Consider the following 26,003-nt stretch of genomic DNA (forward strand, 5'->3'; position numbering starts at 1 on the left):
GGTGGCAGCAGGCAGCCCCCGCCCCACGAGCCGTGACGTCGCCCAGGCCGCCGGAGTGTCCCAGGCGGCCGTCTCCCTCGTGCTCGGCGACAAATGGCGCGGACGGGTCTCCGAACGCACCGCCGAACGCGTACGAGAAGCCGCCCGGGAACTCGGCTACCGACCCAACCTCGCCGCCCGCAACCTCCGCCTCGGCAGCACCCGCACCGTGCTCCTGGTGGTACCCGCCCTCACCACCGAATTCTTCGCGGGTGTGTACACCGGCGCGGCCCGCGTCGCCGCCGCTCACGGATTCGGCGTACTGCTCTACCCCTCCCCCGAAGGCATCGGCCCGGCCCGCGACCCCTTCGCCTCCGCCCAGGCCGCCCTCGACGGCGTCATCGCCTCCTCCATGGCCGCCGACGCCCTCACCGCCATCCGCGGCGACCAGCTCCCCCTCGTCATGCTCGACAGCGACCCCGCGGGCAGCACCGGCGCGGCGACCGTCAACCTCGACATCCGCGACGGCGTCCGACAGGTCGCCGAACACCTCCTGGCCCTGGGCCACCGCCGCTTCCTGCACCTCGCGGCGGACATCCCGTCCTGGACCTTCGACATTCGCGCACGCGAACTCGCCGCACGCCTGGCCGCCGTCCCCGGCACCGAACTGCGCACGGCCGCCGCCCCGATCTCGATCGACGACGCACGGGCCGCCGCGGAAACCGCCCTCTCCGCCCCCGGACCCCGCCCTACGGCCCTCGTCTGCGACGACGACAAACTGGCCGCCGGCGCCTACAAGGCCGCCCGCCGCCTCGGCCTGCGCATCCCCGACGACCTCTCCGTCACCGGCCTCGACGACCTGGCCCTCGCCACCGCCCTCGACCCCGAACTGACCACGGTCCGCCTCGACGCCGAACTCTTCGGCGAACGCGGCATGCAAGCGCTCCTGGCGGTCCTGGAGTCCCGCGCCCCCACCCCGGGCGACATCCCGGTCACCTTGGTACTCCGAGGCTCCACGGCACGACCGGGGGCCCGTTAGGGGCGGCGGTTCCCTGGGGGCGCGGGAAGCGGAGCAATCTTGTGTCTTCGGCTTCTACGGGCACGGCGAACAACGCAGCCTTCCGCCCCTAAGGGGCGCGGGGAACGGCGCAGTCTTTTGTCTGTCAGGGGCGCGGGGAACGGCGCAATCCTGTCGCTTGTAAGGGGCGCGGGGAACTGCGCGACCAGCCCCCACCGGGCCCGCACAACACCGCGTGCCCCCGGCCGGAGAGGCCAGGGGCACGCAGGAGCCAAGAAGGTCGAGGAGACCGAGGAGGTCACTCCTCGTCGTCAGGATCCTCCGCCTCCGCAGCGGTGGAAGCCCCACCTTCCTCCAGCAACCGCCCGAGCTGCCGCCCGACGATCCGCTTGAACTTCCGCGCCTGCGGCCGCGTCCGGTCCAGCACAGCGACCTCCAGCCGCTCCGCCGGAATCTCCCGCTCACTGCCGTTCGTGTCACGCGACAACGCCTGAACGGCCAGCTTGAGCGCCTCGGCCAAGGACATCCCGTCCTCGTGCCGCTGATCGAGATACGTACTGATCGTCTCGGCGTTCCCGCCGACCGCCACCGAACCGTGCTCGTCCACGATCGAGCCGTCGTGCGGCAGCCGGTAGATCTGGTCACCCTCGGGGGTCTCCCCCACCTCGGCGACCACCAGCTCCACCTCGTACGGCTTCTCCGCCGCCGACGAGAAGATCGTGCCCAGCGTCTGGGCATAGACGTTGGCGAGACCGCGGGCGGTCACATCGTCACGGTCGTACGTGTAACCCCGCAGATCGGCATAGCGGACACCGCCGATCCGCAGATTCTCGTACTCGTTGTACTTGCCGGCGGCCGCGAAGCCGATCCGGTCATAGATCTCGCTGAACTTGTGCAGCGCACGGGACGGGTTCTCGCCGACGAACACGATGCCGTCGGCGAACTGCAGCACAACGAGGCTGCGACCACGGGCGATGCCCTTGCGGGCGTATTCCGCCCGGTCGGCCATGGCCTGCTGGGGTGATACATAGAACGGCGTCGACACCGGCTATCCGTCCCTTTCTGTGGAAGTCACTGGATCACCTGGAAAACGGGCCGCTGCTAGAGCAGCGCGGCGCGCGGACCGTCGGGCTGCTCCAGGCGCCGCTCGATGATCGCGCGAGCGATGTCGGAGGACTCCTCGTCCGTCAGCCGGCGGAAGCCGTCCTCGGTGATCACGGTGACGATCGGGTAGATCCGGCGGGCGACATCGGGACCACCGGTCGCCGAGTCGTCGTCGGCCGCGTCGTACAGCGCCTGCACGACGAGCGTCGTGGCCTGCTCCTCCGTCAGATCCTTGTGGTACAGCTTCTTCATGGCACCGCGCGCGAAGAGCGAACCGGAGCCCGTGGCCGCGAAGCCGTGCTCCTCGGAGCGGCCGCCCGTCACGTCGTAGGAGAAGATGCGGCCCTTGTCGCGGTCGACGTCGAACCCGGCGAAGAGCGGGACCACGGCGAGGCCCTGCATGGCCATGCCGAGGTTCGAACGGATCATCGTGGACAGGCGGTTCGCCTTGCCCTCCAGGGAGAGCGTGGTGCCCTCCACCTTCTCGAAGTGCTCCAGCTCGAGCTGGAACAGCTTCACCATCTCGACGGCCAGGCCTGCCGTACCGGCGATACCGACGGCCGAGTACTCGTCCGCCGGGAACACCTTCTCGATGTCCCGCTGCGCGATGACATTGCCCATCGTGGCCCGCCGGTCGCCGGCGAGGACGACACCACCGGCGAAGGTGACGGCGACGATGGTCGTGCCGTGCGGGGCCTCGATGACTCCCTGCGTGGGCGGCAACTGCCGCTTGCCCGGGAGCATCTCCGGCTGATGGTCGGACAGGAAGTCCATGAAGGACGACGACCCGGGCGTCAGGAAGGCAGCTGGTAGACGCCCGGTGCTACGGGTGTTGGCTTCCACGAGGATCCCTCCAAGTAGGCGGCAGCCCGACGAACTGCGTCGGGATCATCTCCCAACTTGCCGATGGCCGAATTGCAGTTGAAGCACAGTACGCCACGGACCCTACCCGTCTCATGGCAGTGATCCACATGAACGGCCGGAGCTTTCAGGCAGATCACGCAGAGCCCCTTTTGAGAGGCGACCATCTCGTCACGCTCAGCTTCGGTCATGCCGTAGTGGCGCTTCAGGTGGCCCTGCCGCCCCTGTACGACCCGACATGCTTTGCAGCGCGTGGAAAGACCGTCCGACGCAGACGCGTTGCGGTGCCACTCACCGTGCGGTTTGATCTCGCCGCACGTCCGGCACAGCTTGTGCCCAGCCGGAACATCCACCTTTTCTCGGACTGCTTTTCCTTCAGCCTCGCGACGACGGCGGTAGTGCGCTGCGCCGTATTCGGCGACGCACTCCTTGCATCGCACCTGAAGGCCATCGAGTCGGTTCCTGTCCCGTGCAAAGGCAGCGAGAGGGAGAACCCTCTCGCAGCCCGTGCACCGCTTCTCCGGCAGCCTTCCCGCCATCTCCCGCACCTTCACTTCGAAGGCAAGCTAGCCGATCGGCCTTTATTCTCCGCCTTTTTGCACGAAACTTCGAACGAAGTCCTCTGCATTTTCCTCTAGTACGTCGTCAATTTCGTCCAGGACCGAGTCGACATCGTCGCTCAGTTTCTCCTGGCGTTCCTTGAGGTCCTCCGATGCCTGTGCCTCGGGCGCTTCCTCGACCTGCTCGGTCTCGCGCGTCGCCTTCTGCTGTCCGCCGCCGGTGTCCTTGGTCGCCATAACCCTCACCCCGCTCGGTTTCGACGTTCTTGATCAGACCCTACAAGCAGGGTCCGACATCGGCCCCACAGTTGCCACAACGTCCGGGAACCACCTCGATGATTCCCGGACTGGGGCTTTTCCACCCTGTCGGGCCGGATCGGCCCGGTGGTCGTTTCAGTTGCCCGACAGGACCTTGACCAGGTCTTCTGCCGTCCGACAGCGGTCGAGAAGCTCTTTCACGTGATTACGCGTTCCGCGAAGCGGCTCCAGGGTTGGAACGCGCTGGAGCGAGTCCCGGCCCGGCAGATCGAAGATCACCGAGTCCCAGGAGGCCGCCGCGACGTCGTCCGCGTACTGTTCGAGGCAGCGCCCGCGGAAGTACGCGCGGGTGTCCTCCGGCGGCTTCGTCTCGGCCCGCTCGACGCCCGTCTCGTCCAGCAGCCGCTTGATGCGGCCGCGGGCCACCAGGCGGTTGTAGAGGCCCTTGTCGGGCCGTACGTCGGCGTACTGGAGGTCGACCAGGTGCAGCCGGGCGGCGTCCCAGTCGAGGTCGTCACGGCGCCGGTAGCCCTCCATGAGTTCCCGCTTGGCCACCCAGTCCAGCTCGCCCGACAGGCTCATCGGGTCGGTCTCCAGCCGGCCCAGGACGTCCTCCCAGCGGGTCAGCACGTCCTTGGTCTGCTCGTCCGCGTCGGCCCCGTAGCGCTCCTCGACGTACTTGCGCGCCAGTTCGAAGTACTCCATCTGGAGCTGGACCGCGGTGAGTGTCCGGCCGCTGCGGAGGGTGATCAGTCGCTTGAGGGTGGGGTCGTGCGAGACCTGGTGCAGGGTGCGCACGGGCTGGTCGACGGCGAGGTCCACGGCGATGAAGCCGTCCTCGATCATGGACAGGACGAGGGCGGTGGTGCCGAGCTTGAGGTAGGTCGAGATCTCGGAGAGGTTCGCGTCGCCGATGATCACGTGCAGGCGGCGGTATTTCTCGGCGTCCGCGTGCGGCTCGTCGCGGGTGTTGATGATGGGGCGCTTGAGGGTGGTTTCGAGGCCCACCTCGACCTCGAAGTAGTCGGCGCGCTGGCTGAGCTGGAAGCCGTGTTCGTGTCCGTCCTGACCGATGCCGACGCGGCCCGCTCCGGTGACGACCTGACGGGAGACGAAGAACGGCGTGAGGTGGCGCACGATGTCCGAGAAGGGGGTCTCCCGCTTCATCAGGTAGTTCTCGTGCGTGCCGTAGGAGGCGCCCTTGTTGTCGGTGTTGTTCTTGTAGAGGTGGATCGGCTGGGCGCCGGGGAGCTGGGCGGCGCGCTCGGCGGCCTCCGCCATGATGCGTTCGCCGGCCTTGTCCCACAGGACGGCGTCCAGTGGGTTGGTCACTTCGGGGGAGCTGTATTCGGGGTGTGCGTGGTCGACGTACAGCCGTGCCCCGTTGGTGAGGATGACATTGGCGAGGCCGATGTCCTCGTCGGTGAGCTGACTGGAGTCGGCGGCTTCGCGGGCGAGGTCGAAGCCCCGCGCGTCCCGCAGCGGGTTCTCCTCCTCGAAGTCCCAGCGGGCCCGCCGGGCCCGGTGCATCGCCGCCGCGTAGGCGTTGACGATCTGGGACGAGGTGAGCATGGCATTGGCGTTGGGGTGGCCGGGGACGGAGATCCCGTACTCCGTCTCGATGCCCATTACTCGCCGTACGGTCATGCGGCCCTCCTTGCCCGGCGGCGTCCTCGGTCGGGGACGCCGCTCAAGTACCGCTGGCGCTCCGGTGCGTGTGCGGTGCCCGTCCCCGCACTGCGCGACTCGGCGGTACCGAAGAGCCTAGAGCGCCTTTGCGCTGGTGGGGAGATCATTTGCGTCATTGCTCAGCTCCAGCTGTGCCCTGGAAAACAGTTGGCTGCGGGTACCCGGTGAGGGCACCCGCAGCCACCCTGTCTTTTACAGGTACTGACCGGTGTTCGCCACCGTGTCGATGGAGCGTCCGGTGTCCGCGCCCTGCTTTCCGGTGATGAGTGTCCGGATGTAAACGATCCGTTCGCCCTTCTTTCCGGAGATGCGGGCCCAGTCGTCCGGGTTGGTGGTGTTCGGCAGGTCCTCGTTCTCCTTGAACTCGTCCACGCAGGCCTGGAGCAGGTGGGAGACCCGCAGGCCCTTCTGGGTGTGTTCGAGGAAGTCCTTGATCGCCATCTTCTTGGCGCGGCCGACGATGTTCTCGATCATGGCGCCGGAGTTGAAGTCCTTGAAGTAGAGGACTTCCTTGTCGCCGTTGGCGTACGTGACTTCGAGGAAGCGGTTTTCCTCGGACTCGGTGTACATGTGCTCGACGGCGGTCTGGATCATGCTCTGGACGGTGGTGCTCTTGCTGCCTCCGTGCTCTCCGACGTCGTCGGGGTGCAGCGGAAGGCGCTCGGTGAGGTACTTGGCGAAGATGTCCTTGGCCGCTTCGGCGTCCGGACGCTCGATCTTGATCTTCACGTCGAGGCGGCCGGGGCGCAGGATGGCGGGGTCGATCATGTCCTCGCGGTTGGAGGCGCCGATGACCACGACGTTCTGCAGGCCTTCCACGCCGTCGATCTCAGCGAGCAGCTGGGGGACGATGGTGTTCTCCACGTCCGAGCTGACGCCGGATCCGCGGGTGCGGAAGAGGGATTCCATCTCGTCGAAGAAGACGATGACGGGGGTGCCCTCGCTGGCCTTCTCACGGGCGCGCTGGAAGACGAGGCGGATCTGCCGCTCGGTCTCGCCGACGTACTTGTTGAGGAGTTCGGGGCCCTTGATGTTGAGGAAGAAGCTCTTGCCGGTGGCCTGGCCGGTCACTTCCGCGACCTTTTTGGCCAGTGAGTTGGCGACGGCCTTGGCGATGAGTGTCTTGCCGCATCCGGGGGGCCCGTAGAGGAGTACGCCCTTGGGTGGGCGCAGTTCGTGCTCCTTGAACAGGTCGGGGTAGAGGTAGGGGAGCTCGACCGCGTCGCGGATCATTTCGATCTGGCCGCCCAGACCGCCGATCTGCTCGTAGCCGATGTCGGGGACCTCTTCGAGGACGAGTTCTTCGACCTCGCTCTTGGGCACGACCTCGTAGACGTAGCCGGAGCGGGGTTCGAGGAGGAGGGCGTCGCCCGGACGGATGACTACGTCCAGGAGTGGTTCGGCGAGCCGTACCACCCGTTCCTCGTCGGTGTGGCCCTGTACGAGGGCGCGCTCGCCGTCCTCAAGGATCTCCTTGAGGGTGACGATGTCGCCGACGCTCTCGTACTCCATGGCCTCGACCACGTTGAGAGCTTCGTTGAGCATCAGTTCCTGGCCGCGTCGGAGCTCTTCGAGTTCGACGCTGGGGCTGACGTTCACCCGGAGTTTGCGGCCGCCGGTGAAGATGTCGGCGGTGCCGTCCTCGTTCGCTGCGAGGAAGACTCCGAAGCCGGCCGGCGGCTGTGCGAGCCGGTCGACTTCCTCCTTGAGTGCCACGATCTGGTCGCGGGCCTCTCGGAGGGTGTTGGCCAGCCGCTCGTTCTGCGCGGACACGCCGGCCAGGTTGGTCTGCAGCTCGACGATCCGCTCTTCGAGAATCCTCGTGTGTCGCGGAGAGTCGGCGAGCTTGCGTCGCAGGACGGCGATCTCCTGCTCAAGGTAGGCAATCTGCCCGGACGGGTCGTCGGACCCTCGTCCCGGGCGGATGCCGCGGTTCATGTCGTCGTCGTGGGCTGCCACGGTCCTCACCTCCTCCAAGGGGAGCTGGACGCTTCCAGACCCTACCTGGGTGGGTGTCGATTGAAACCCCTAGATCAAAAGACTGTCGGGGTGTGTCCGATCTTCACCCTTGCGCTCTCCCTCACGCCAGTGGAATACCCACCGAACATGCTCGGGAAGCCGACGGAGGTAGGGTCGAAGTGTTCAACACCCGTCAGAGCTGGCGCGATTCCCCGTCTTCGGGCCGCTCTGCGCAGGAAACGGCAGGAGAAATGACCGTGCAGCAGGAGGCCGGAGTCGACGGCGAGGCGCTTGAGGTCTGGATCGACCAGGATCTGTGCACCGGCGACGGGATCTGCGCCCAGTACGCGCCCGAGGTGTTCGAACTGGACATCGACGGGCTGGCCTATGTGAAGAGCCCGGGTGACGAGCTTCTGCAGACTCCGGGTGCGACAACGCCCGTACCGCTGACGCTTCTGCGTGATGTCGCCGACTCCGCGAAGGAGTGTCCGGGCGACTGCATCCATGTACGCCGTGTGTCGGACAGTGTCGAGGTCTACGGTCCCGACGCGGAGTGAGTGTGCGGGCACCTCGCGTGACGCGGGTGCCCGGGTCCTCCTGGTTGTCTTTCTTCTCACATGGGCGGGCTCAGCCGCTGCGGTGTCCCGGTCTCACATACTGCGGGCCGCGGGTGGTGTCGAGCGTACGAAGGCGCCGTTCTTCCACTGCCACTTGGCGCTCTCGTTCACGTCGGGGCAGCAACTGGGTACGTCGGGCGAGGAGTAGCCGAGCAGGGTCGCGGTGACGGCGGCGTCGCGGACGGCGAAGTCCTTGACGGAGAGTCGCTCCTTGGGGTCCACGAGGGTGGCGACGACTCTGGCTTTGGCTTTCGGGGTGTCCTCGGTCTTGGTGAGGACGTAGACGCCGCTGGGCGGGGTGCCGGATCCCGCGTCGCAGCGGACGACGGCGACCGTCTCGGGGAGGCCGTCGCCGTCGAGGTCGCCGGAGGCCTTCTTCTGGACGAGGACCTTCGCGGGGCCGCAGTCCAGGGGGTAGTCGGCGTGGGCGGGGTCGGGGGGCGTCGCGGCCGCGGGGGCGCCCTTGGCCTCGATGCCGTGCTGGGCGGCCGTGGCCTTGTCGGGCTGGAGGAAGCCGGAGGCCGCGACGACCGCGGCGAGCGCTGCCGCCGTGGCGACCCAGTGGATCGGGCGGGTGTGGGTGTGGGCCAGTTCCGGGACGGCGGAGTGCTGCACTAGGAAGTGTCTCCTGTGAGGGCTGTGCCGGTGGGGTGGCCAGAATGGTGCCACACGTCACACCGCGAGGGAACGGTGGGGTGGACGGTACTGGCGGAACGTCAAGGGGAATGCGCTGTGGCCGAGTTCCGAGGGGTCCTCGGGAACTCGGCCACGGTGTTTGCGCGTTGTGTGCGGCACGGGGCCGCGTCAGCGGCCGGGGGCTCCGCCGTCGGCGTTGGGGCCGGTGTAGTCGTCGCCGTAGGCGCCCTTGGAGGGGCGGCGGCGGCGCATGGGCGGTTCGACGCCGTCCGCGAGGCGGCGGGCGGTGAGCAGGAAGCCGGTGTGGCCGATCATCCGGTGGTCGGGGCGGACGGCCAGGCCCTCGATGTGCCAGTTGCGGACCATGGACTCCCAGGCGCTCGGCTCGTTGAAGCAGCCGATCTCGCGGATGGACTCGACGGTCCGGGCGAGCTGGGTGGTGGTCGCGACGTAGCAGCAGACGATGCCGCCGGGGACGAGTGCCTTGGAGACGGCTTCCAGGCACTCCCAGGGGGCGAGCATGTCGAGGACGACGCGGTCGACCTCGGTGTCCGAGAGGTTGTCCTGGAGGTCGCCGACGGTGAGCTGCCAGGCGGGGTGGGGGCCGCCGAAGTAGCGCTCCACGTTCTGCTGGGCGATCTCGGCGAAGTCCTCGCGGCGCTCGTACGAGTGGAGCATGCCCTGGTCGCCGACGGCGCGGAGCAGGAAGGTGCTGAGCGAGCCGGAGCCCACGCCGGCTTCGACGACGCGTGCGCCGGGGAAGATGTCGGCGAAGGCCAGGATCTGCCCCGCGTCCTTGGGGTAGACCACGGCGGCGCCGCGGGGCATGGACAGGACGTAGTCGGGGAGCAGGGGGCGCAGCGCCAGATAGGCGACGTTCCCCGTGGTGCGGACAACGCTGCCCTCGGGTGCGCCGATCAGCTCGTCGTGCGGGAAGGAACCCTTGTGGGTGTGGAAGTTCTTCCCTGCTTCGAGCGTGAACGTGTAGTGGCGGCCCTTGGGGTCGGTCAGCTGTACCTGGTCCCCGACCTTGAAGGGCCCGCGTCGGCGGGCGGCACCGGTCGGTTCGGACATGTGCGCCAGCCTACCCGCCTCCGGGGCGGGGTCCGACCACTGTCCGGGTGTGCTCGGGTGCGTGGCTCGCTGCGGGTGCTTCGTGGCTGAGCGCGCGGTTCCCCGCGCCCCTGCGGGCGCTCAGCTGGGGCGGGCCATGGCCTTGACGAAGGCCTTCTCCACGTCCGCCGCTGAGAGGACTCCGTAGATCTCTCCGGAGTCCTCGACCACGAGGTATTCGGTGGCCGGGGTGGCGCGCAGGACTTCCAGGAGGTCCTCGCCGGCGAGTTCGGCGGAGACGCGCATGCCGTCGGTGAGGTCCTGGGCGAGTCCGCTGACGGCGACCCAGGGGCGGCGGTGTTCCGGTACGCCGACGATGGCGGCCTCGCGGACGAGGGAGAGGGGGTCGCCGTCGGCGTCCACGACGACCAGGGCGCGTGCGCCGGCCTCGTTGGCGCGGCGCAGTGCTTCGGAGAGCGGGGTGTGGGTCTCGACGGGGACCGCGCGCCGGGTGAGGGCGCGGGCCCTCAGCTCGGGCAGGTGTTCGCGCAGTCGGGCGACGCGGAGGCTGTTTCCGGCGCCGGTCCAGATGATTCCGGCGAGGATCGCGGCGAGCAGGGCGTCCATGACGGTGTCCATGCCGCCGATGTCCTGGGCTTCGGTGCCGAGGCCGCCGGAGTGGGTGAGCAGGGGCAGTCCGATGAGTACGGAGATCGCGAGGGCGCGGCCGACCCAGGCGGCGGCGATGGTGCCGCTCATGGGTTTGCCGGTGATCTTCCAGACGACGGCCCGGAGCATGCGGCCGCCGTCGAGGGGCAGGCCGGGGAGGAGGTTGAACGCGGCGACGATCAGGTTGGAGATCATCAGGCCGCCCAGCAGGACGCCGGGGACGGTGCCGGGTTCGACGGTCTGGAGGGCGAGGTAGAAGACGCCGCCGAGGATGAGGGAGAGCAGGGGGCCGACGAAGGCGAGGACGAACTCGCGTCCGGGTGTCTCGGACTCCTTCTCGATCTCGGAGACGCCGCCGAAGAACTGCAGCTGGATCCGGCGTACGGGCAGCTTGAAGCGCAGGGCGGCGACCGTGTGCGCCAGTTCGTGGACGAGCACGGAGGCGTAGAAGGCGACCGCGAAGAACAGGGAGACGAGGTAGCGGGCCATGCCCAGTTCGGGCAGGACGCGTTCGAGCTGGCCGCCGAAGACCCAGGTGATGAGTGCGGCGACGAGGAACCAGCTGGGTGCGACGTACACGGGTACGCCGAAGGGGCGTCCCATGAGGAGACCGCCGCCGGGTTCCTTGGCCCGCTTGGGGGCGGGGCCCTTCCTGCCCTTCTTGCCGCCGGGCGGCGCGGGGGTGTGGGCCTCGGACCTGTGGGTGGGGTGCGGCTGTTCGGGCGTGTGGCTGTCGCTTCGCGTGTCCGCCGGGGCCGGAGTGGGAGCCGGGGCGGGAGCGGGAGCAGCGTGGTCGCTCTTGTCGGTGGGCGGTGCGGGGGGCCGCTCTTCGCCGTCCTGGCCGTCGGCCGCTTCGGGGTGGGCCGCGTCGGCTGCCTTCTCCGGTGCGGCCGGGGTGGCGGCGTCGTGCGGCTGCTGGTCGGAGGGCGGCCGGGCCGTCGTGGTCGCCGGGTCACCGGGTCGCGGCCGACCCGTGCGGCGCTCGTCCGCCTCGTCGGTGCCGGAACGCGGCTGCCCGCTCCCGCCGCTCTCGTCCACGATGTCCCCTCGTTCGACGCGTGTCCCGCTCGCGATCATGCACGCGAGAGGTCTTGTGGTCGATGGTATGCGGCCGTCGCGGCGTGTTCGGCCCCGGCACCCCCTCCGTTTCCCGGGCGGGCGCATGGCACGCAGGTCACCGTGTGTCGTGGTGTCAGTGGCGAGCCGTAAGGTCTGTCGTCATGGAAACCAGCACCGACGGCGTCGCGCGGGACGGCTCCGAAGCCGTACCGGCGGGCGATGCGGTCCAGCTGTCCGACGTCGTGGCCGCGCCGCCCGCGGCCTCCCCTGCCGGACCGGCCGGAGCCGTGGTGCCCCGGCCCGCGGACGCCGTCACCGGGTCGGGCGGGTCGTCCGGGCGGGTGCGGGAGCCCGCGCCTCCGACCTCGTTGTCGCCGTCGCGGGCCGGGGACTTCATGCAGTGTCCTTTGCTGTACCGCTTCCGGGTGATCGACAAGCTGCCCGAGAAGCCGAGTGAGGCGGCGACCCGCGGGACGCTGGTGCACGCGGTGCTGGAGCGGCTCTTCGACGCTCCGGCCACCGAGCGGACGGCGCCGCGCGCCAAGTCGCTGATCCCCGGTCAGTGGGACCGGCTGCGGGAGGCGAAGCCGGAGCTGGCCGAGTTGTTCGCGGACTCCGACGAGCAGACGGCCGGCGAGAAGCTGACGCGCTGGCTCGGTGAGGCGGAGCGGCTGGTCGAGCGCTGGTTCACCCTGGAGGACCCGACCCGTCTGGAGCCGGCGGAGCGCGAGCTGTTCGTGGAGGCGCAGCTCGACTCGGGTCTGAAGCTGCGGGGCATCATCGACCGGGTGGACGTGGCGCCCTCGGGTGAGGTGCGGATCGTCGACTACAAGACGGGCAAGGCCCCGCGTCCGGAGTACGCGGAGGGCGCCCTGTTCCAGATGAAGTTCTACGCCCTGGTGGTGTGGCGGCTGAAACAGGTCGTCCCGCGCCGTCTGCAGCTGGTCTATCTGGGCAGTGGTGACGTGCTCACGTACGACCCGGTGCCGGCCGATCTGGAGCGTGTGGAGCGGAAGTTGCACTCGTTGTGGGAGGCGATCCGGCTCGCGACGGAGACCGGTGACTGGCGTCCGCGGCCCACGAAGCTGTGCGGCTGGTGCGATCACCGGGCGGTCTGTCCGGAATTCGGCGGTACTCCCCCGCCGTATCCGCTGCCGGTGCGTGCTCCCGGGTCCGACGCGGTCTGAGCGTGGGGCGGCCGGCGTGCCCCGAGGGCGTGGCGGGTGACCGTCGCAGGGCAGAATGGGGCCGGACTAGCGAAGGAGACTTACGTGGCCATCCGCGTCCTACTGGTCGACGACCAGCCGCTGCTGCGCACCGGCTTCCGGATGATTCTGGAGGCGGAGCAGGACATCGCGGTCGTCGGCGAGGCCGGTGACGGTCTCCAGGCGATCGATCAGGTTCGTGCCCTGCAGCCCGATGTGGTTCTGATGGACATCCGTATGCCGAGGATGGACGGGGTCGAGGCGACCCGTCAGATCACCGGTCCCGGCCGGGACGGTCCGGCGAAGGTGCTGGTGCTGACGACCTTCGATCTCGACGAGTACGTGGTGGAGGCCCTGCGGGCCGGCGCCAGCGGTTTCCTGCTGAAGGACGCCCCGGCCAACGAGTTGGTGCAGGCGATCCGGGTGGTGGCGGCGGGCGAGGCGATGCTGGCACCGAGCATCACCCGCCGGCTGCTCGACAAGTACGCGGGTCATCTGCCCTCGGGCGACGAGCCGGTGCCGGACACCCTGCACACGCTGACCGAGCGTGAGGTCGAGGTGTTGAAGCTGGTGGCCCGCGGGTTGTCGAACGCGGAGATCGCCGCCGATCTGTTCGTCAGCGAGACCACGGTCAAGACGCATGTGGGCCACGTCCTGACCAAGCTGGGGCTGCGGGACCGGGTGCAGGCCGCGGTGTACGCGTACGAGAGCGGTCTGGTGCGTCCCGGCGCGCAGTGACCGTGCGCGGCCCGCGGTGATGGCCGAAAACGGTTCCGGCGGCACAACAGGAACGGCCGCCCCCTTCTGGAAGGGGGCGGCCGTTCTCATGTGCCGGTCGTCAGTCGCTGCCGACTCCGCGGCCCAGCTCCCACAGCTGCAGCGTGGCCGACGAGTTGAGCGCGTACTCGGCGCCGGTGATGTCGTCCCGTACGGCGACGTACTGCTTGCCCTGCCACAGGGGCAGGAGCGGGACGTCCTTGGCGACGATGGTCTGGATCTCCTCGATGCTCTTCGAGGCGCTGAGGCGGTCGGCCTCGCGGCGGGACTCCGGGATCAGGTTCTCCCGGATGCGCTTGTTCACGTACGGCGACGCGATGGTGTTGTCCTTGTCCAGGAACGGCGTGAGGAAGGTCTCCGCGTCCGGGAAGTCGGGGAACCAGCCCATGCCGTACGCCGCGAACTTGCCCTCACGCTGCTTGGGACGGTAGGTGTCCCACTTCTCGCCCTTGATGTCCACGTCGAAGAGGCCCGTGTCGTTGAGCTGCTTCTGCAGCGTCTCGAACTCGGTCTTGGTGGCGGGTCCGTAGTGGTCCGTCGTGTAGTTCATCGTGAACTTCACCGGCGTGGTGACGTTCGCCGCGGCGAGGAGGTTCTTGGCCGCGGTGACGTCGGGCTCGCCGTACTCGTTGAAGAACGAGTTGGCGTGGCCGGTGACGGTGGCCGGGACCATGGAGTACAGCGGGTCGGCGCCGGTGCCGTACACCTTGGAGGTCAGTTCGCCGCGGTTGACGATGTGGGCGATCGCCTGGCGGACGGCCTTGTCCTCCAGGGACGGCTTCTCGACGTCGAAGCCGATGTAGCGGATCTCGAGGCCGGGCTGCTCGATCACATCGATCTTGCTGTCCTTGGCGTTCTGCAGCTTCTTGATCTGCTCGGGCGACATGGTGCGGGTCATCATGTCGATGTCGCCCTTGTCGATCGCGGCGCCCATCGAGTCCGTGTCCTCGAAGGACCGCAGCTCGACCTTGTCGTTCTTGACGTCCGAGATCCCCTGGTAATACGGGTTCTTGGTGAAGACGACCTTGGTGACGTCGTCGCCCTTGGTCTCGGCCTTGAGGCTGTACGGGCCCGAGCCGCTGACGTCGAAGCCGTCCCGCAGCTTGTTCTTGGCGTAGTCCTTGGGGTTCAGGATGCCCGCGACCGGCGTGGACAGCTTGAACGGGAAGGTGGCGTCGGCGCTGTTGAGGTGGAAGATCACCTCGCGGTCGCCCTTGGTCTCGACGGCGTCGACGGTCGACAGCAGGGCGAAGACGCCCGTGTCGGCCTTGATCTGCAGCGCGCGGTCGATGGAGAACTTCACGTCCTCGGCGGTGACGGGGTCACCGTTGGAGAACTTGAGGTCCTTGCGCAGCGTGCAGGCGTACCGCTCGTTGCCGGAGTCGGTGAATCCGCACTCCTCGGCGGCCTCCGGAGTGGGGTCGCCGCCGCCGTTGGGCATGGCCATGAGGGTCTGGACCGTCTGGCGCAGCACGTTCCAGGCGCCGACGTCGTACGCGTAGGCCGGGTCGAACGGGGCCGGTGCCTCCTTCGAGGCGGTGAACCGGTCGGTGGTACCGACGACGATTGCGTCGCCGCCGTCGCCTCCACTGTCGGAACCGCCGCACGCGGCGAGGACAGAGGCGAGCAGACCGATCGCGGCCGGCAGCACCAAAGGCTTACGGTTCATGCTCGAAGTTCTCCAGAGCTGTCGATCCCGCGGGCCCGGCATGCCGGGGTGTTGCGGTCGGGTACACGGGGGTTACGGCGATGTTCTCGCGATGAGATTAGTCGGGACCGGCAGGACGGTTCGCAGGTACCGGAGTTGAGTTCCCATCACGCTGCGAGACCGGCTGTGGACGCACCGAAAACCCGACAGTGGAAGGATTCGTACAGGTTTCCACGAATCAGGACACAAGGGCGCGCACATGACCCCCACAATGGCTCGTCAGACACACCGGGAGCCTCTTGTCGACCCCCTCGGCAGTGGCGAACGTCACACCTTCAACTGTGTGTGAGAGTACCGGAATTCGGCCATCCGAGGCGCGCGGCCGATGATCGAATTAACTCGATGCAGTGACCACGCAGTTTTTCCGCATTCACGCGTGCACCGTGGGTGAACGATTAGCGCTTTTCCGTCATCAGGCCCCGGAGAAAAGGCAGGTCGACCTGTTCGAGGGATCGTACGACGGTCCTTCCGGCAGTCGGGGCGATCGGTGCCACGGAGGGTACGGCCACGACCTGGCAGCCCGCCGCCTCGGCGGCCGCCACGCCCGTCGCGGTGTCCTCGATGACCGCGCACCTGGCCGGATCCGCGCCGAGCCCGGCCGCCGCGATCAGATACGGGTCGGGGAACGGCTTGGTGCGTTCCACCTCGTCCCCGGCGACGGTCAGGGTGAAGTTCCGCGCGCCGAGCGAGAGCAGGACGCGGTCGATGATGCGGCGGTGCGAGGCGGAGACCAGCGCGGTGGGGACGCCGTGCGCGGCCAGCTCGGCCAGGAGTCTCGCGGCGCCGGGCATCAGCGGGAGGGAGCGGGCGATGCGGTTCTCGAACCCGTCGTTCAGCAGCACGGTGAGTTCGGAGAGGGTGATCGTCGCGCCGGTGGCTTCGATGAGGAAGCCGGCGCTGCGGGTCATGGGGCCGCCGACCACCACGTGGCGCCAGGCGTCGTCCAGCCGGTGGCCGAGCTGGGCGAAGACCTCCACCTCGGCGTCCCACCAGAAGCCCTCCGTGTCGACGAGGGTTCCGTCCATGTCCAGGAGAACTGCCTGGAGGGTGGAGCTTTCGGCTGTACGGGTGCCTGGTGGGGGGACCGTACTGGTCATAGGCGCACCTCCGTTTAAGGGACGAGAAGGCCGGCTCCCTCCTGGGGAGCCGGCCTGCGCTGGACCGACCAGTGTACGTCCACGCTCGCGCCGGCGCCTGTTGGTATTGCGGGGCTGGTGCGTGGGGGTGCGTCGTCGGCTGACGGTGCGTCGTGGTTGCTCGCGCAGTTCCCCGCGCCCCTAAAAGCCAAAAGACTGCGCAGTTCCCCGCGCCCCTGAGTGGGACGGGGCGCAGCCCCTCCCTGAGGGGCGCGGGGAACTGCGCGGCACGCCCCCACCGGGCCCGCACCCGTTTGTCGTGCTCCTCAAGAAGTTCTCAACGGGCGTTGAAGTACTTCGCTTCCGGATGGTGGATCACGATCGCGTCCGTGGACTGTTCCGGGTGGAGTTGGAACTCCTCCGAGAGGTGGACGCCGATGCGCTCCGGCTCCAGGAGGCGGGCGATCTTGGCCCGGTCCTCCAGGTCGGGGCAGGCGCCGTAGCCGAGGGAGAAGCGGGCGCCGCGGTACTTGAGCGCGAACATGTCCTCCATCTCGGCCGGGTCGTCGCCCGCGAAGCCGAGTTCGGAGCGCACGCGCGCGTGCCAGTACTCGGCCAGCGCCTCGGCCAGCTGGACGGACAGGCCGTGCAGTTCGAGGTAGTCGCGGTAGGAGTTCGCCTCGAAGAGCTTCGCCGTCTCCTCGCCGATCCGGGAGCCGACGGTGACGACCTGGAGGCCGACGACGTCCGTCTCGCCGGACTCCTCCGGGCGGAAGAAGTCGGCCAGGCACAGCCGGCGGCCACGGCGCTGGCGCGGGAAGGTGAAGCGGGTGCGTTCGTTGCCCTGGTCGTCCAGGAGGATCAGGTCGTCGTCCTTGGAGACGCACGGGAAGTAGCCGTATACGACCGCCGCTTCGAGGAGGTTGCCCGTCTGCAGCTGGTCCAGGAGACCGCGCAGCCGCGGCCTGCCCTCCGTCTCCACCAGCTCCTCGTACGTCGGCCCGTCGCCCGAGCGGGCCTGCTTGAGGCCCCACTGGCCCTTGAACAGCGCGCCCTCGTCGAGCCAGGACGCGTACTCCTTGAGCTGGATGCCCTTGATGACGCGGGTGCCCCAGAAGGGCGGGGCGGGGACCGGGTTGTCGACGGCCACGTCCGAGCGGGCCGCGCCCTCCTCCGGGCGTTCCTCGACGACCGTCCGGGCGGTGGCCCGCACCCTGCGCTGCTTCAGCTCCGGCAGGGTGGCTCCGGGTACGCCGCGCTTGACCGCGATGAGCGCGTCCATCAGGCGCAGGCCCTCGAACGCGTCGCGGGCGTAGCGGACCTCGCCCTCGTAGATCTCGTGGAGGTCCTGCTCGACGTAGGCGCGGGTAAGGGCGGCGCCGCCGAGGATGACCGGGTAGTCGGCGGCCATCTTGCGCTGGTTGAGCTCCTCCAGGTTCTCCTTCATGATCACCGTGGACTTGACCAGGAGCCCCGACATGCCGATGACGTCGGCGCGGTGTTCCTGGGCGGCCTCCAGGATCGCGGAGACGGGCTGCTTGATGCCGAGGTTGACGACGGTGTAGCCGTTGTTGGACAGGATGATGTCGACGAGGTTCTTGCCGATGTCGTGGACGTCTCCGCGGACGGTGGCGAGCACGATGGTGCCCTTGCCGTCGTCGTCGGTCTTCTCCATGTGCGGCTCCAGGTGGGCCACCGCGGTCTTCATGACCTCTGCGGACTGGAGCACGAACGGCAGCTGCATCTGGCCGGAACCGAACAGTTCGCCGACGACCTTCATGCCGTCCAGGAGGGTCTCGTTGACGATGTCGAGGGCCGGGCGCTCCTTCAGGGCGTCGTCCAGGTCCTGTTCGAGGCCGTTCTTCTCGCCGTCGATGATGCGCCGCTTGAGCCGCTCGTCCAGGGGCAGTGCCGCCAGTTCCTCGGCGCGGCCGGCCTTGAGGGACTTGGTGGTGGCGCCCTCGAAGAGGGCCATCAGCTTCTGCAGCGGGTCGTAGCCCTCGCGGCGGCGGTCGTGGATGAGGTCGAGGGCGGTGGCGACCTCCTCCTCGGTGAAGCGGGCGATCGGCAGGATCTTCGAGGCGTGCACGATCGCCGAGTCGAGGCCGGCCTTGACGCACTCGTCGAGGAAGACCGAGTTGAGCAGGACGCGCGCGGCCGGGTTGAGGCCGAAGGAGATGTTCGACAGGCCGAGGGTGGTCTGGACGTCGGGGTGGCGCTGCTTGAGCCGGCGGATCGCCTCGATGGTGGCGACGCCGTCGCCCCGGGACTCCTCCTGGCCGGTGCAGATGGTGAAGGTCAGGGTGTCGATGAGGATGTCCGACTCGTGGATGCCCCAGTTGCCGGTGAGGTCGTCGATGAGCCGCTCGGCGATCGCGACCTTGTGCTCTGGGGTGCGCGCCTGGCCCTCTTCGTCGATGGTGAGGGCGATGATCGCGGCGCCGTGTTCCTGGGCGAGCCGGGTGACCTTCGCGAAGCGCGAGTCGGGGCCGTCGCCGTCCTCGTAGTTGACGGAGTTGATGACCGCGCGCCCGCCGAGCTTCTCCAGGCCGGCGCGGATGACGTCGACCTCGGTGGAGTCCAGGACGATCGGCAGGGTGGAGGCGGTGGCGAAGCGGCCTGCCAGTTCCTGCATGTCGGCGACGCCGTCGCGGCCCACGTAGTCGACGCACAGGTCGAGCATGTGGGCGCCCTCGCGGATCTGGTCCCGGGCGATCTCGACGCAGTCGTCCCAGCGGGCCTCCAGCATGGCCTCGCGGAACTTCTTGGAGCCGTTGGCGTTGGTGCGCTCGCCGATCGCCATGTACGCGGTGTCCTGGCGGAACGGCACGGTCTGGTAGAGCGAGGCGGCGCCGGGCTCGGGGCGCGGGTTGCGCGGGGCCGGGGTCAGGTTCCGTACGCGCTCGACGACCTGGCGCAGATGCTCGGGGGTCGTGCCGCAGCAGCCGCCGATCAGGGAGAGGCCGTACTCGGTGACGAAGGTTTCCTGGGCGTCGGCGAGTTCGGGGGCGGTCAGCGGGTAGTGGGCGCCGTTCTTGCCCAGGACCGGGAGGCCGGCGTTCGGCATGCAGGACAGCGGGATGCGGGAGTGGCGTGCCAGGTAGCGCAGGTGCTCGCTCATCTCGGCGGGCCCGGTGGCGCAGTTCAGGCCGATCATGTCGATGCCGAGGGGTTCCAGCGCGGTGAGCGCGGCGCCGATCTCCGAGCCGAGGAGCATGGTGCCGGTGGTCTCGACGGTCACGGAGACGATCAGCGGCAGGTCCACGCCGAGGGTGTCCAGGGCCCGGCGGGCGCCCAGCACGGACGCCTTGGTCTGCAGCAGGTCCTGGGTGGTCTCCACGAGCAGCGCGTCGGCGCCGCCGGCGATCATGCCCTCGGCGTTCCGCTGGTAGGCGTCGCGCAGCAGCGTGTACGGGGCGTGGCCGAGGGTCGGCAGCTTGGTGCCGGGGCCCATGGAGCCGAGCACCCAGCGCTGCTGTCCGGTGGAGGCGGTGAACTCGTCGGCGACCTCGCGGGCGATGCGGGCACCGGACTCGGAGAGTTCGTAGACGCGTTCGGCGATGTCGTACTCGGCGAGGGCCGCGTGGTTGGCGCCGAAGGTGTTGGTCTCGACGCAGTCGACGCCCACCGAGAAATATTCCTCGTGGACGGAGCGCACGATGTCGGGGCGGGTGAGGTTCAGGATCTCGTTGCAGCCCTCAAGGTTCTGGAAGTCCTCAAGGGTCGGGTCCTGTGCCTGGAGCATGGTGCCCATCGCGCCGTCGGCCACCACCACGCGGGTGGCGAGCGCCTCGCGGAGGGCGTCGGTTCGAGCCCGGCTGTAGGCCGACTCGGACGGAAGGGACGGGTTCGGCAACGAGGCCATGGAAGATGCTCCCTGGAGTGCGACGGCTGTCGGCTTTGCGCTTCTTGTGGAAGACGCACGCCGTCAGGGTAGCCCGCGGCGGCACCGGAGGGGCGGGAGCGTCCACGGGACGGACGCGCGATCCGTACCCGGTGTCGGGTTGGATGCGTTCGCAACTCATCACGGCCACCCATTAGCGGGAGGTCGGCGGCGAGCGGTAATGTTCGACATTGCCGAACGGTGGCAGCGAAGCGGCGACCGACGGTCCAAGGGGACGGAGGGCACGACGGCGATGGCACGGAACATCCAGTCGCTCGAACGGGCGGCCGCGATGCTGCGGCTGCTCGCAGGCGGGGAGCGACGGCTCGGCCTGTCGGACATCGCCTCGTCGCTGGGCCTGGCGAAGGGCACGGCCCACGGGATCCTGCGCACACTGCAGCAGGAGGGTTTCGTCGAGCAGGACGGGCCCTCCGGGCGCTACCAGCTGGGCGCTGAGCTGCTGCGCCTGGGGACGACCTATCTCGATGTGCACGAGCTGCGGGCGCGGGCCCTGGTGTGGACCGACGATCTGGCCCGCTCCAGCGGCGAGAGCGTCTATCTGGGCGTGCTGCACCAGCAGGGCGTACTGATCGTGCACCACGTGTTCAGGCCCGACGACAGCCGGCAGGTGCTGGAGGTCGGGGCCATGCAGCCCCTGCACTCCACGGCGCTGGGCAAGGTCCTGTCGGCGTACGACCCGGTGGCGCACAGCGAGGTCCTGGAGGCCGAGCGCGAGGAGTTCACGGCGCGTACGGTCAGCGCGCCCGAGGCGTTCGAGCACGTCCTGGACCTGACCCGCGCGCGCGGGTACGCGGCCGATGTCGAGGAGACCTGGACGGGGGTCGCCTCGGTGGCGGCGCCGATCCACAACCAGCGGCGGATGCCCGTCGGCGCGGTGGGCGTCACGGGGGCGGTGGAGCGTGTCTGCGACAAGGACGGCGGGCTGCGTCCCGAGCTGATCGCCGCCGTCCGCGACTGTGCCCGCTCGGTGTCGAGGGACCTGGGCGCCGGGCGGTTCTGAGTCCGGGCCCGCGATTGTGGGAAGAAGGCCGGTACGTCGACGACGTACCGGCCTTCTTCGCGCTCCCCCGACGATGGAACGTTCCTGCTCGCACGTGGTGTGCGGCCGTTCCCATGATCGATAGGTCACACCAATCAATAACGATCGTGTTTTCGATAACAGAGGCCTTGACGAGGTGGTATTGGCAGAGCAAGACTCCCGTCCATCGGTCGGCATTGTCGAACACCTACCGGCAATACGCGTTAGAGTGTGACAAGGCCAAGGGCCGGCAACGACCTCACCTGAGGTCGCGAACCACCGGAGGGACCCGGGGTTCGCCTTCCCCTGGACGAAGGACAAAGGAGTCGCGGGTGTCCAGCTCCGACATCTTCATCGGCGAGACCATAGGTACCGCCATACTCATCCTGCTCGGCGGTGGCGTGTGCGCCGCCGTCACGCTGAAGGCCTCCAAGGCACGCAACGCCGGGTGGCTCGCCATCACCTTCGGGTGGGGTTTCGCGGTGATGACCGCCGTGTACATCTCGGCGCCCCTCTCCGGTGCCCATCTGAACCCGGCCGTCACCCTCGGCATCGCGATCAAGGACGACGACTGGAGCAACGTCCTGACCTATTGGTCGGGCCAGCTCCTCGGCGCCATGATCGGCGCGCTGCTCGTGTGGGTCGCGTACTACGGACAGTTCCTGGCGCACCTCACCGACCGCGAGATCGTGGGCGGCCCCGGTGCGCAGGACGTCAAGTCCGTGGAGGCACGGGAGGCCAAGGCGGGCCCGGTGCTCGGCGTCTTCTCCACCGGCCCGGAGGTCAGGGTCGCCTGGCAGAACGTCGCGACGGAGGTCATCGGCACGATCGTGCTGGTGCTCGCCGTCCTCACCCAGGGGCTCAACGACAGCGGCAAGGGTCTGGGCACTCTGGGCGCGCTGATCACCGCCTTCGTGGTCGTCAGCATCGGTCTCTCGCTCGGTGGCCCGACGGGGTACGCGATCAACCCGGTCCGTGACCTCGGCCCGCGCATCGTGCACGCCCTGCTGCCGCTGCCCAACAAGGGCGGGTCGGATTGGAGCTACGCCTGGGTCCCGGTGGTGGGACCGCTGATCGGCGGAGCGATCGCCGCCGGTATCTACAACGTGGCCTTCGCCTAGAGCTTTACAGCTTTGCTTGGAGCCGTACGTCCGCTCGGCGCCGACGTCCGTCCGGTACGGGACGGACGTCGGCCGGAGCCGGAAGCAATACGCCGTAAGCCAGCCCCTCACCCACGGAACCCACGGACTTTCAGGAGCACACCGTGACCGACGCGCACACCGCCGGCCCCTTCATCGCCGCCATCGACCAGGGCACCACGTCCAGCCGCTGCATCGTCTTCGACCGGGACGGCCGGATCGTCTCCGTCGACCAGAAGGAGCACGAGCAGATCTTCCCGAAGCCGGGCTGGGTCGAGCACAACGCCACCGAGATCTGGACGAACGTCCAGGAGGTCGTCGCCTCGGCCGTCGAGAAGGCCGGCATCACCCGCGAAGACATCAAGGCCATCGGCATCACCAACCAGCGCGAGACGACGCTGCTGTGGGACAAGAACACCGGTGAGCCCGTCCACAACGCCCTCGTCTGGCAGGACACCCGCACCGACGCGCTCTGCAAGGAGCTCGGCCGCAACGTCGGCCAGGACCGCTTCCGCCGCGAGACCGGCCTGCCGCTCGCCTCGTACTTCGCCGGTCCCAAGGCCCGCTGGCTGCTCGACAACGTCGAGGGCCTGCGCGAGCGCGCCGAGGCCGGCGACATCCTCTTCGGCACCATGGACAGCTGGGTCATCTGGAACCTGACGGGCGGTGTGAACGGCGGCCGGCACGTCACCGACGTCACCAACGCCTCCCGCACGATGCTGATGAACCTGCACACCATGCAGTGGGACGAGAAGATCGCCGAGTCCATCGGCGTCCCGCTGAACATGCTGCCCGAGATCCGCTCCTCCGCCGAGGTGTACGGCGAGGTCACCGGCGGCAAGCTGGGCGACCTGCTCGGCGGCATCCCGGTCGCCTCCGCGCTCGGCGACCAGCAGGCGGCCCTGTTCGGCCAGACCTGTTTCGCCGAGGGCGAGGCCAAGTCCACGTACGGCACCGGCACGTTCATGCTGATGAACACCGGTGACAAGCTCATCAACTCGTACAGCGGCCTGCTGACCACCGTCGGCTACCAGATCGGCGACCAGAAGCCGGTCTACGCGCTCGAGGGTTCCATCGCCGTCACCGGCTCGCTCGTCCAGTGGATGCGCGACCAGATGGGCCTCATCAAGTCCGCCGCCGAGATCGAGACGCTCGCGCTGTCGGTCGAGGACAACGGCGGCGCGTACTTCGTGCCGGCCTTCTCCGGTCTGTTCGCCCCGTACTGGCGTCCCGACGCCCGCGGTGTGATCACCGGCCTGACCCGGTACGTCACCAAGGCGCACATCGCGCGCGCCGTCCTGGAGGCCACCGCCTGGCAGACCCGTGAGATCAGCGACGCCATGACCAAGGACTCCGGCGTCGAGCTGGCGGCCCTCAAGGTCGACGGCGGCATGACCTCCAACAACCTGCTGATGCAGACCCTGGCCGACGTCCTGGACGCCCCCGTGGTGCGTCCGATGGTCGCCGAGACCACCTGCCTCGGCGCCGCCTACGCCGCCGGCCTCGCCGTCGGCTTCTGGACGAACACCGAGGACCTGCGCGCCAACTGGCGGCGGGCCGCGGAATGGACCCCGAACATGGCCGCGGAGACCCGTGACCGTGAGTACAAGAGCTGGCTCAAGGCCGTCGAGCGGACCATGGGCTGGCTCGAAGACGATGCTGACGAGGAGTAATTCGCAATGACCACCCTGCAGAGTGTCCCGGCTCTTGGGACGCACCCGGCCAACGGCTCCGCCGCGTTCCATGCGAAGGCAGTGGGCCGCGCCGAGACCCGGGAGCAGCTGTCCAAGTCGACATACGACCTCCTGGTGATCGGTGGCGGAATCCTGGGCATCTCCACCGCCTGGCATGCCGCGCAGTCGGGTCTGCGGGTGGCCCTGGTCGACGCCGGCGACTTCGCCGGCGCGACCTCCTCCGCCTCCTCCAAGCTGCTCCACGGCGGTCTGCGCTATCTGCAGACCGGCGCGGTGAAGCTGGTGGCGGAGAACCACTTCGAGCGCCGTGCGGTCTCCCGTCAGGTGGCCCCTCACCTGGCGAACCCGCTCACGTTCTACCTCCCCGTGTACAAGGGCGGGCCGCACGGCGCGGCGAAGCTGGGCGCGGGTGTCTTCGCGTACTCGGCACTGTCGGCCTTCGGTGACGGCGTGGGGCACCTGCTCTCGCCGTCGAAGGCCGCGCAGGACGTTCCCGAGCTGCGTACGGACAACCTGAAGGCCGTGGCCGTGTACGGCGACGACCAGATGAACGACTCCCGGATGGCCCTGATGACGGTCCGCGCGGCCGTCGAGTCGGGTGCCACCGTGCTCAACCACGCGGCCGTCACCGGTCTGCGCTTCACCCGGGGCCGGGTCACCGGCGCCGAGCTGAAGGACACGCTCTCCGGTGACGAGTTCGGCGTGTCGGCACGCCTGGTGCTGAACGCGACCGGGCCGTGGGTGGACCACCTGCGCAAGATGGAGGACGAGAACGCGGCGCCGTCCATCCGCCTCTCCAAGGGCGCGCACCTGGTCCTCAAGCGCACCTCCCCCTGGAAGGCCGCGCTGGCCACGCCGATCGACAAGTACCGCATCACCTTCGCCCTCCCCTGGGAGGACATGCTGCTGCTCGGCACGACCGACGAGGAGTACGAGGGCGACCCCGCGGACGTCTCGGTCACCGAGAAGGACATCTCACAGATCCTGGACGAGGCCGCGTTCTCGATCCGCGACAAGCAGCTGACCCGTGACCTGATCACGTACTCCTTCGCGGGTCTGCGTGTCCTGCCCGGCGGCCCCGGCGACACGTCCAAGGCCAAGCGGGAGACCGTCGTCACCGAGGGCCGGGGCGGCATGCTGTCCGTCGCGGGCGGCAAGTGGACGACCTTCCGGCACATCGGCCGGACCGTCATGAAGCAGCTGGAGTCACTGCCGGGCCGGCCGCTCGGCGAGGACTTCGAGCCGATCTCCGCGCTGCCGAAGAAGCTGCCGCTGCCGGGTGTCGCCAACCCGCGCGCGGTCGCGCACCGGCTCCTGGTCGACACCCCCGCGGCCGGTCCACGGATGGGCGCCGACACGGCCAAGCACCTGGCGACGCACTACGGCTCGCTGGCCTTCGACATCGCGCGGCTGGCCGAGGACAACCCGGAGCTGGCGCAGCGTGTGCACGAGGACGCGCCCGAGATCTGGGCGCAGGTCGTGTACGCCCGCGACAACGAGTGGGCGGAGACGGCGGACGACGTCCTGCGGCGCCGGACGACCCTCACGATCCGCGGCTTGGCGGATGACGAGATACGGGGCAAGGTCCAGAACCTGCTCGACAACAAGTAGTCACCCGGGGGTCCGCCCCCACGGGGCCGCACCGCGGGTCGGACGGTGCGGCCCGTCGTGGCCGGTCGCGCAGTTCCCCGCGCCCCTGAAGGAGCGGGGCCGGGCGCTGCGTCCCGCGTGCGGCTCAAAGCCAAAAGATTGCGCAGTTCCCCGCGCCCCTAAACGACAAAGCACCGCGCCGTTCCCCGCGCTCCTCAAAGACAAAAGACTGCGCCGTTCCCCGCGCCCCTGGGTGGGACGGGGCGCAGCCCCTCCCCGAGGGGCGCGGGGAACGGCGCGGCCAACCCCCACCAGCCCGCACATTCAGGAGCGCGGGGAACGGCGCAATCGTTTGGGCCCACCCCCACCGTCCCGCAGACGAACACGGTTCTTCAGGGGCGCGGGGAACTGCGCGAACGGCCCCCACCGG

General features: G+C 68.9%; 20 protein-coding genes. 8 read left to right on the forward strand and 12 right to left on the reverse strand.

Annotation, left to right across the window (positions count from 1 at the left end; genetic code table 11):
* The first annotated feature begins 1 nt into the window (after window position 1).
* Complete coding sequence (locus ACZ60E_RS20145; protein ID WP_469442076.1) at window positions 2–1,018, forward strand: LacI family DNA-binding transcriptional regulator; 1,017 nt, start codon at window positions 2–4, stop codon at window positions 1,016–1,018.
* 277 nt (window positions 1,019–1,295) lie between these two features.
* On the opposite strand, the gene prcA is transcribed toward ACZ60E_RS20145, so the two are convergent.
* From prcA to arc, 6 genes are all read right to left on the reverse strand, one after another.
* Window positions 1,296–2,042, reverse strand: coding sequence for a proteasome subunit alpha (prcA, locus tag ACZ60E_RS20150; RefSeq protein ID WP_107019853.1), 747 nt, complete (start codon window positions 2,040–2,042; stop codon window positions 1,296–1,298).
* Between the two features lie 56 nt (window positions 2,043–2,098).
* Window positions 2,099–2,944: a proteasome subunit beta gene (prcB, locus tag ACZ60E_RS20155; protein WP_384808417.1), complete on the reverse strand. Its 846-nt coding sequence runs from the start codon at window positions 2,942–2,944 to the stop codon at window positions 2,099–2,101.
* Window positions 2,896–3,501, reverse strand: a complete 606-nt coding sequence (locus ACZ60E_RS20160; protein ID WP_469442078.1) for an endonuclease VII domain-containing protein — start codon at window positions 3,499–3,501, stop codon at window positions 2,896–2,898. Before ACZ60E_RS20160 ends, prcB begins: the two co-directional genes overlap by 49 nt.
* Before the next feature lie 42 nt (window positions 3,502–3,543).
* A complete protein-coding gene (locus tag ACZ60E_RS20165; protein WP_267025476.1) occupies window positions 3,544–3,759 on the reverse strand; it encodes a ubiquitin-like protein Pup in 216 nt (71 codons plus the stop codon).
* Between the two features lie 156 nt (window positions 3,760–3,915).
* Window positions 3,916–5,427, reverse strand: coding sequence for a depupylase/deamidase Dop (gene dop, locus ACZ60E_RS20170; protein ID WP_384808420.1), 1,512 nt, complete (start codon window positions 5,425–5,427; stop codon window positions 3,916–3,918).
* Window positions 5,428–5,661: 234 nt separating this feature from the next.
* Window positions 5,662–7,428: a proteasome ATPase gene (gene arc, locus ACZ60E_RS20175; RefSeq protein WP_107019858.1), complete on the reverse strand. Its 1,767-nt coding sequence runs from the start codon at window positions 7,426–7,428 to the stop codon at window positions 5,662–5,664.
* Between the two features lie 251 nt (window positions 7,429–7,679).
* Between arc and ACZ60E_RS20180 the strand changes: the two genes are divergently transcribed.
* Window positions 7,680–7,985: a ferredoxin gene (locus ACZ60E_RS20180; protein ID WP_189779315.1), complete on the forward strand. Its 306-nt coding sequence runs from the start codon at window positions 7,680–7,682 to the stop codon at window positions 7,983–7,985.
* Between the two features lie 93 nt (window positions 7,986–8,078).
* On the opposite strand, the gene ACZ60E_RS20185 is transcribed toward ACZ60E_RS20180, so the two are convergent.
* From ACZ60E_RS20185 to ACZ60E_RS20195, 3 genes are all read right to left on the reverse strand, one after another.
* Window positions 8,079–8,660, reverse strand: a complete 582-nt coding sequence (locus ACZ60E_RS20185; RefSeq protein ID WP_469442080.1) for a hypothetical protein — start codon at window positions 8,658–8,660, stop codon at window positions 8,079–8,081.
* Between the two features lie 189 nt (window positions 8,661–8,849).
* Window positions 8,850–9,755 carry a tRNA (adenine-N1)-methyltransferase gene (locus tag ACZ60E_RS20190; RefSeq protein ID WP_267025481.1) on the reverse strand — a complete coding sequence of 302 codons (906 nt, stop codon included), beginning with the start codon at window positions 9,753–9,755 and terminating at the stop codon, window positions 8,850–8,852.
* Between the two features lie 120 nt (window positions 9,756–9,875).
* Complete coding sequence (locus tag ACZ60E_RS20195; protein WP_469442082.1) at window positions 9,876–11,441, reverse strand: site-2 protease family protein; 1,566 nt, start codon at window positions 11,439–11,441, stop codon at window positions 9,876–9,878.
* Between the two features lie 182 nt (window positions 11,442–11,623).
* On the opposite strand from ACZ60E_RS20195, the gene ACZ60E_RS20200 reads away from it, so the two are divergent.
* The gene (locus ACZ60E_RS20200) at window positions 11,624–12,649 is read left to right on the forward strand and encodes a RecB family exonuclease (protein WP_469442083.1); all 1,026 of its coding nucleotides are present in this window, start codon (window positions 11,624–11,626) and stop codon (window positions 12,647–12,649) included.
* An 84-nt stretch (window positions 12,650–12,733) separates the two neighbouring features.
* Window positions 12,734–13,405, forward strand: a complete 672-nt coding sequence (locus tag ACZ60E_RS20205) for a response regulator (RefSeq protein WP_107019862.1) — start codon at window positions 12,734–12,736, stop codon at window positions 13,403–13,405.
* A gap of 100 nt (window positions 13,406–13,505) precedes the next feature.
* On the opposite strand, the gene ACZ60E_RS20210 is transcribed toward ACZ60E_RS20205, so the two are convergent.
* From ACZ60E_RS20210 to metH, 3 genes are all read right to left on the reverse strand, one after another.
* Window positions 13,506–15,113 (reverse strand): ABC transporter substrate-binding protein, encoded by a 1,608-nt coding sequence (locus tag ACZ60E_RS20210; protein ID WP_384808425.1) that lies wholly within the window; start codon window positions 15,111–15,113, stop codon window positions 13,506–13,508.
* Window positions 15,114–15,547: 434 nt separating this feature from the next.
* Window positions 15,548–16,249, reverse strand: coding sequence for an HAD family hydrolase (locus ACZ60E_RS20215; RefSeq protein ID WP_469442085.1), 702 nt, complete (start codon window positions 16,247–16,249; stop codon window positions 15,548–15,550).
* A gap of 316 nt (window positions 16,250–16,565) precedes the next feature.
* Window positions 16,566–20,093 carry a methionine synthase gene (gene metH, locus ACZ60E_RS20220; RefSeq protein ID WP_469442087.1) on the reverse strand — a complete coding sequence of 1,176 codons (3,528 nt, stop codon included), beginning with the start codon at window positions 20,091–20,093 and terminating at the stop codon, window positions 16,566–16,568.
* A 271-nt stretch (window positions 20,094–20,364) separates the two neighbouring features.
* Between metH and ACZ60E_RS20225 the strand changes: the two genes are divergently transcribed.
* The 4 genes from ACZ60E_RS20225 to ACZ60E_RS20240 all read left to right on the forward strand — a co-directional run bounded on the left by ACZ60E_RS20225 (window position 20,365) and on the right by ACZ60E_RS20240 (window position 25,594).
* A complete protein-coding gene (locus ACZ60E_RS20225) occupies window positions 20,365–21,132 on the forward strand; it encodes an IclR family transcriptional regulator (protein ID WP_384808430.1) in 768 nt (255 codons plus the stop codon).
* A 350-nt stretch (window positions 21,133–21,482) separates the two neighbouring features.
* Window positions 21,483–22,271 carry an MIP/aquaporin family protein gene (locus ACZ60E_RS20230; RefSeq protein WP_381834097.1) on the forward strand — a complete coding sequence of 263 codons (789 nt, stop codon included), beginning with the start codon at window positions 21,483–21,485 and terminating at the stop codon, window positions 22,269–22,271.
* A gap of 143 nt (window positions 22,272–22,414) precedes the next feature.
* A complete protein-coding gene (glpK, locus tag ACZ60E_RS20235) occupies window positions 22,415–23,962 on the forward strand; it encodes a glycerol kinase GlpK (protein WP_469442089.1) in 1,548 nt (515 codons plus the stop codon).
* Window positions 23,963–23,968: 6 nt separating this feature from the next.
* Window positions 23,969–25,594: a glycerol-3-phosphate dehydrogenase/oxidase gene (locus ACZ60E_RS20240; RefSeq protein WP_385838994.1), complete on the forward strand. Its 1,626-nt coding sequence runs from the start codon at window positions 23,969–23,971 to the stop codon at window positions 25,592–25,594.
* The last annotated feature ends 409 nt before the right edge of the window (window positions 25,595–26,003 follow it).

Source organism: Streptomyces sp. NPDC102514 (assembly GCF_055584525.1).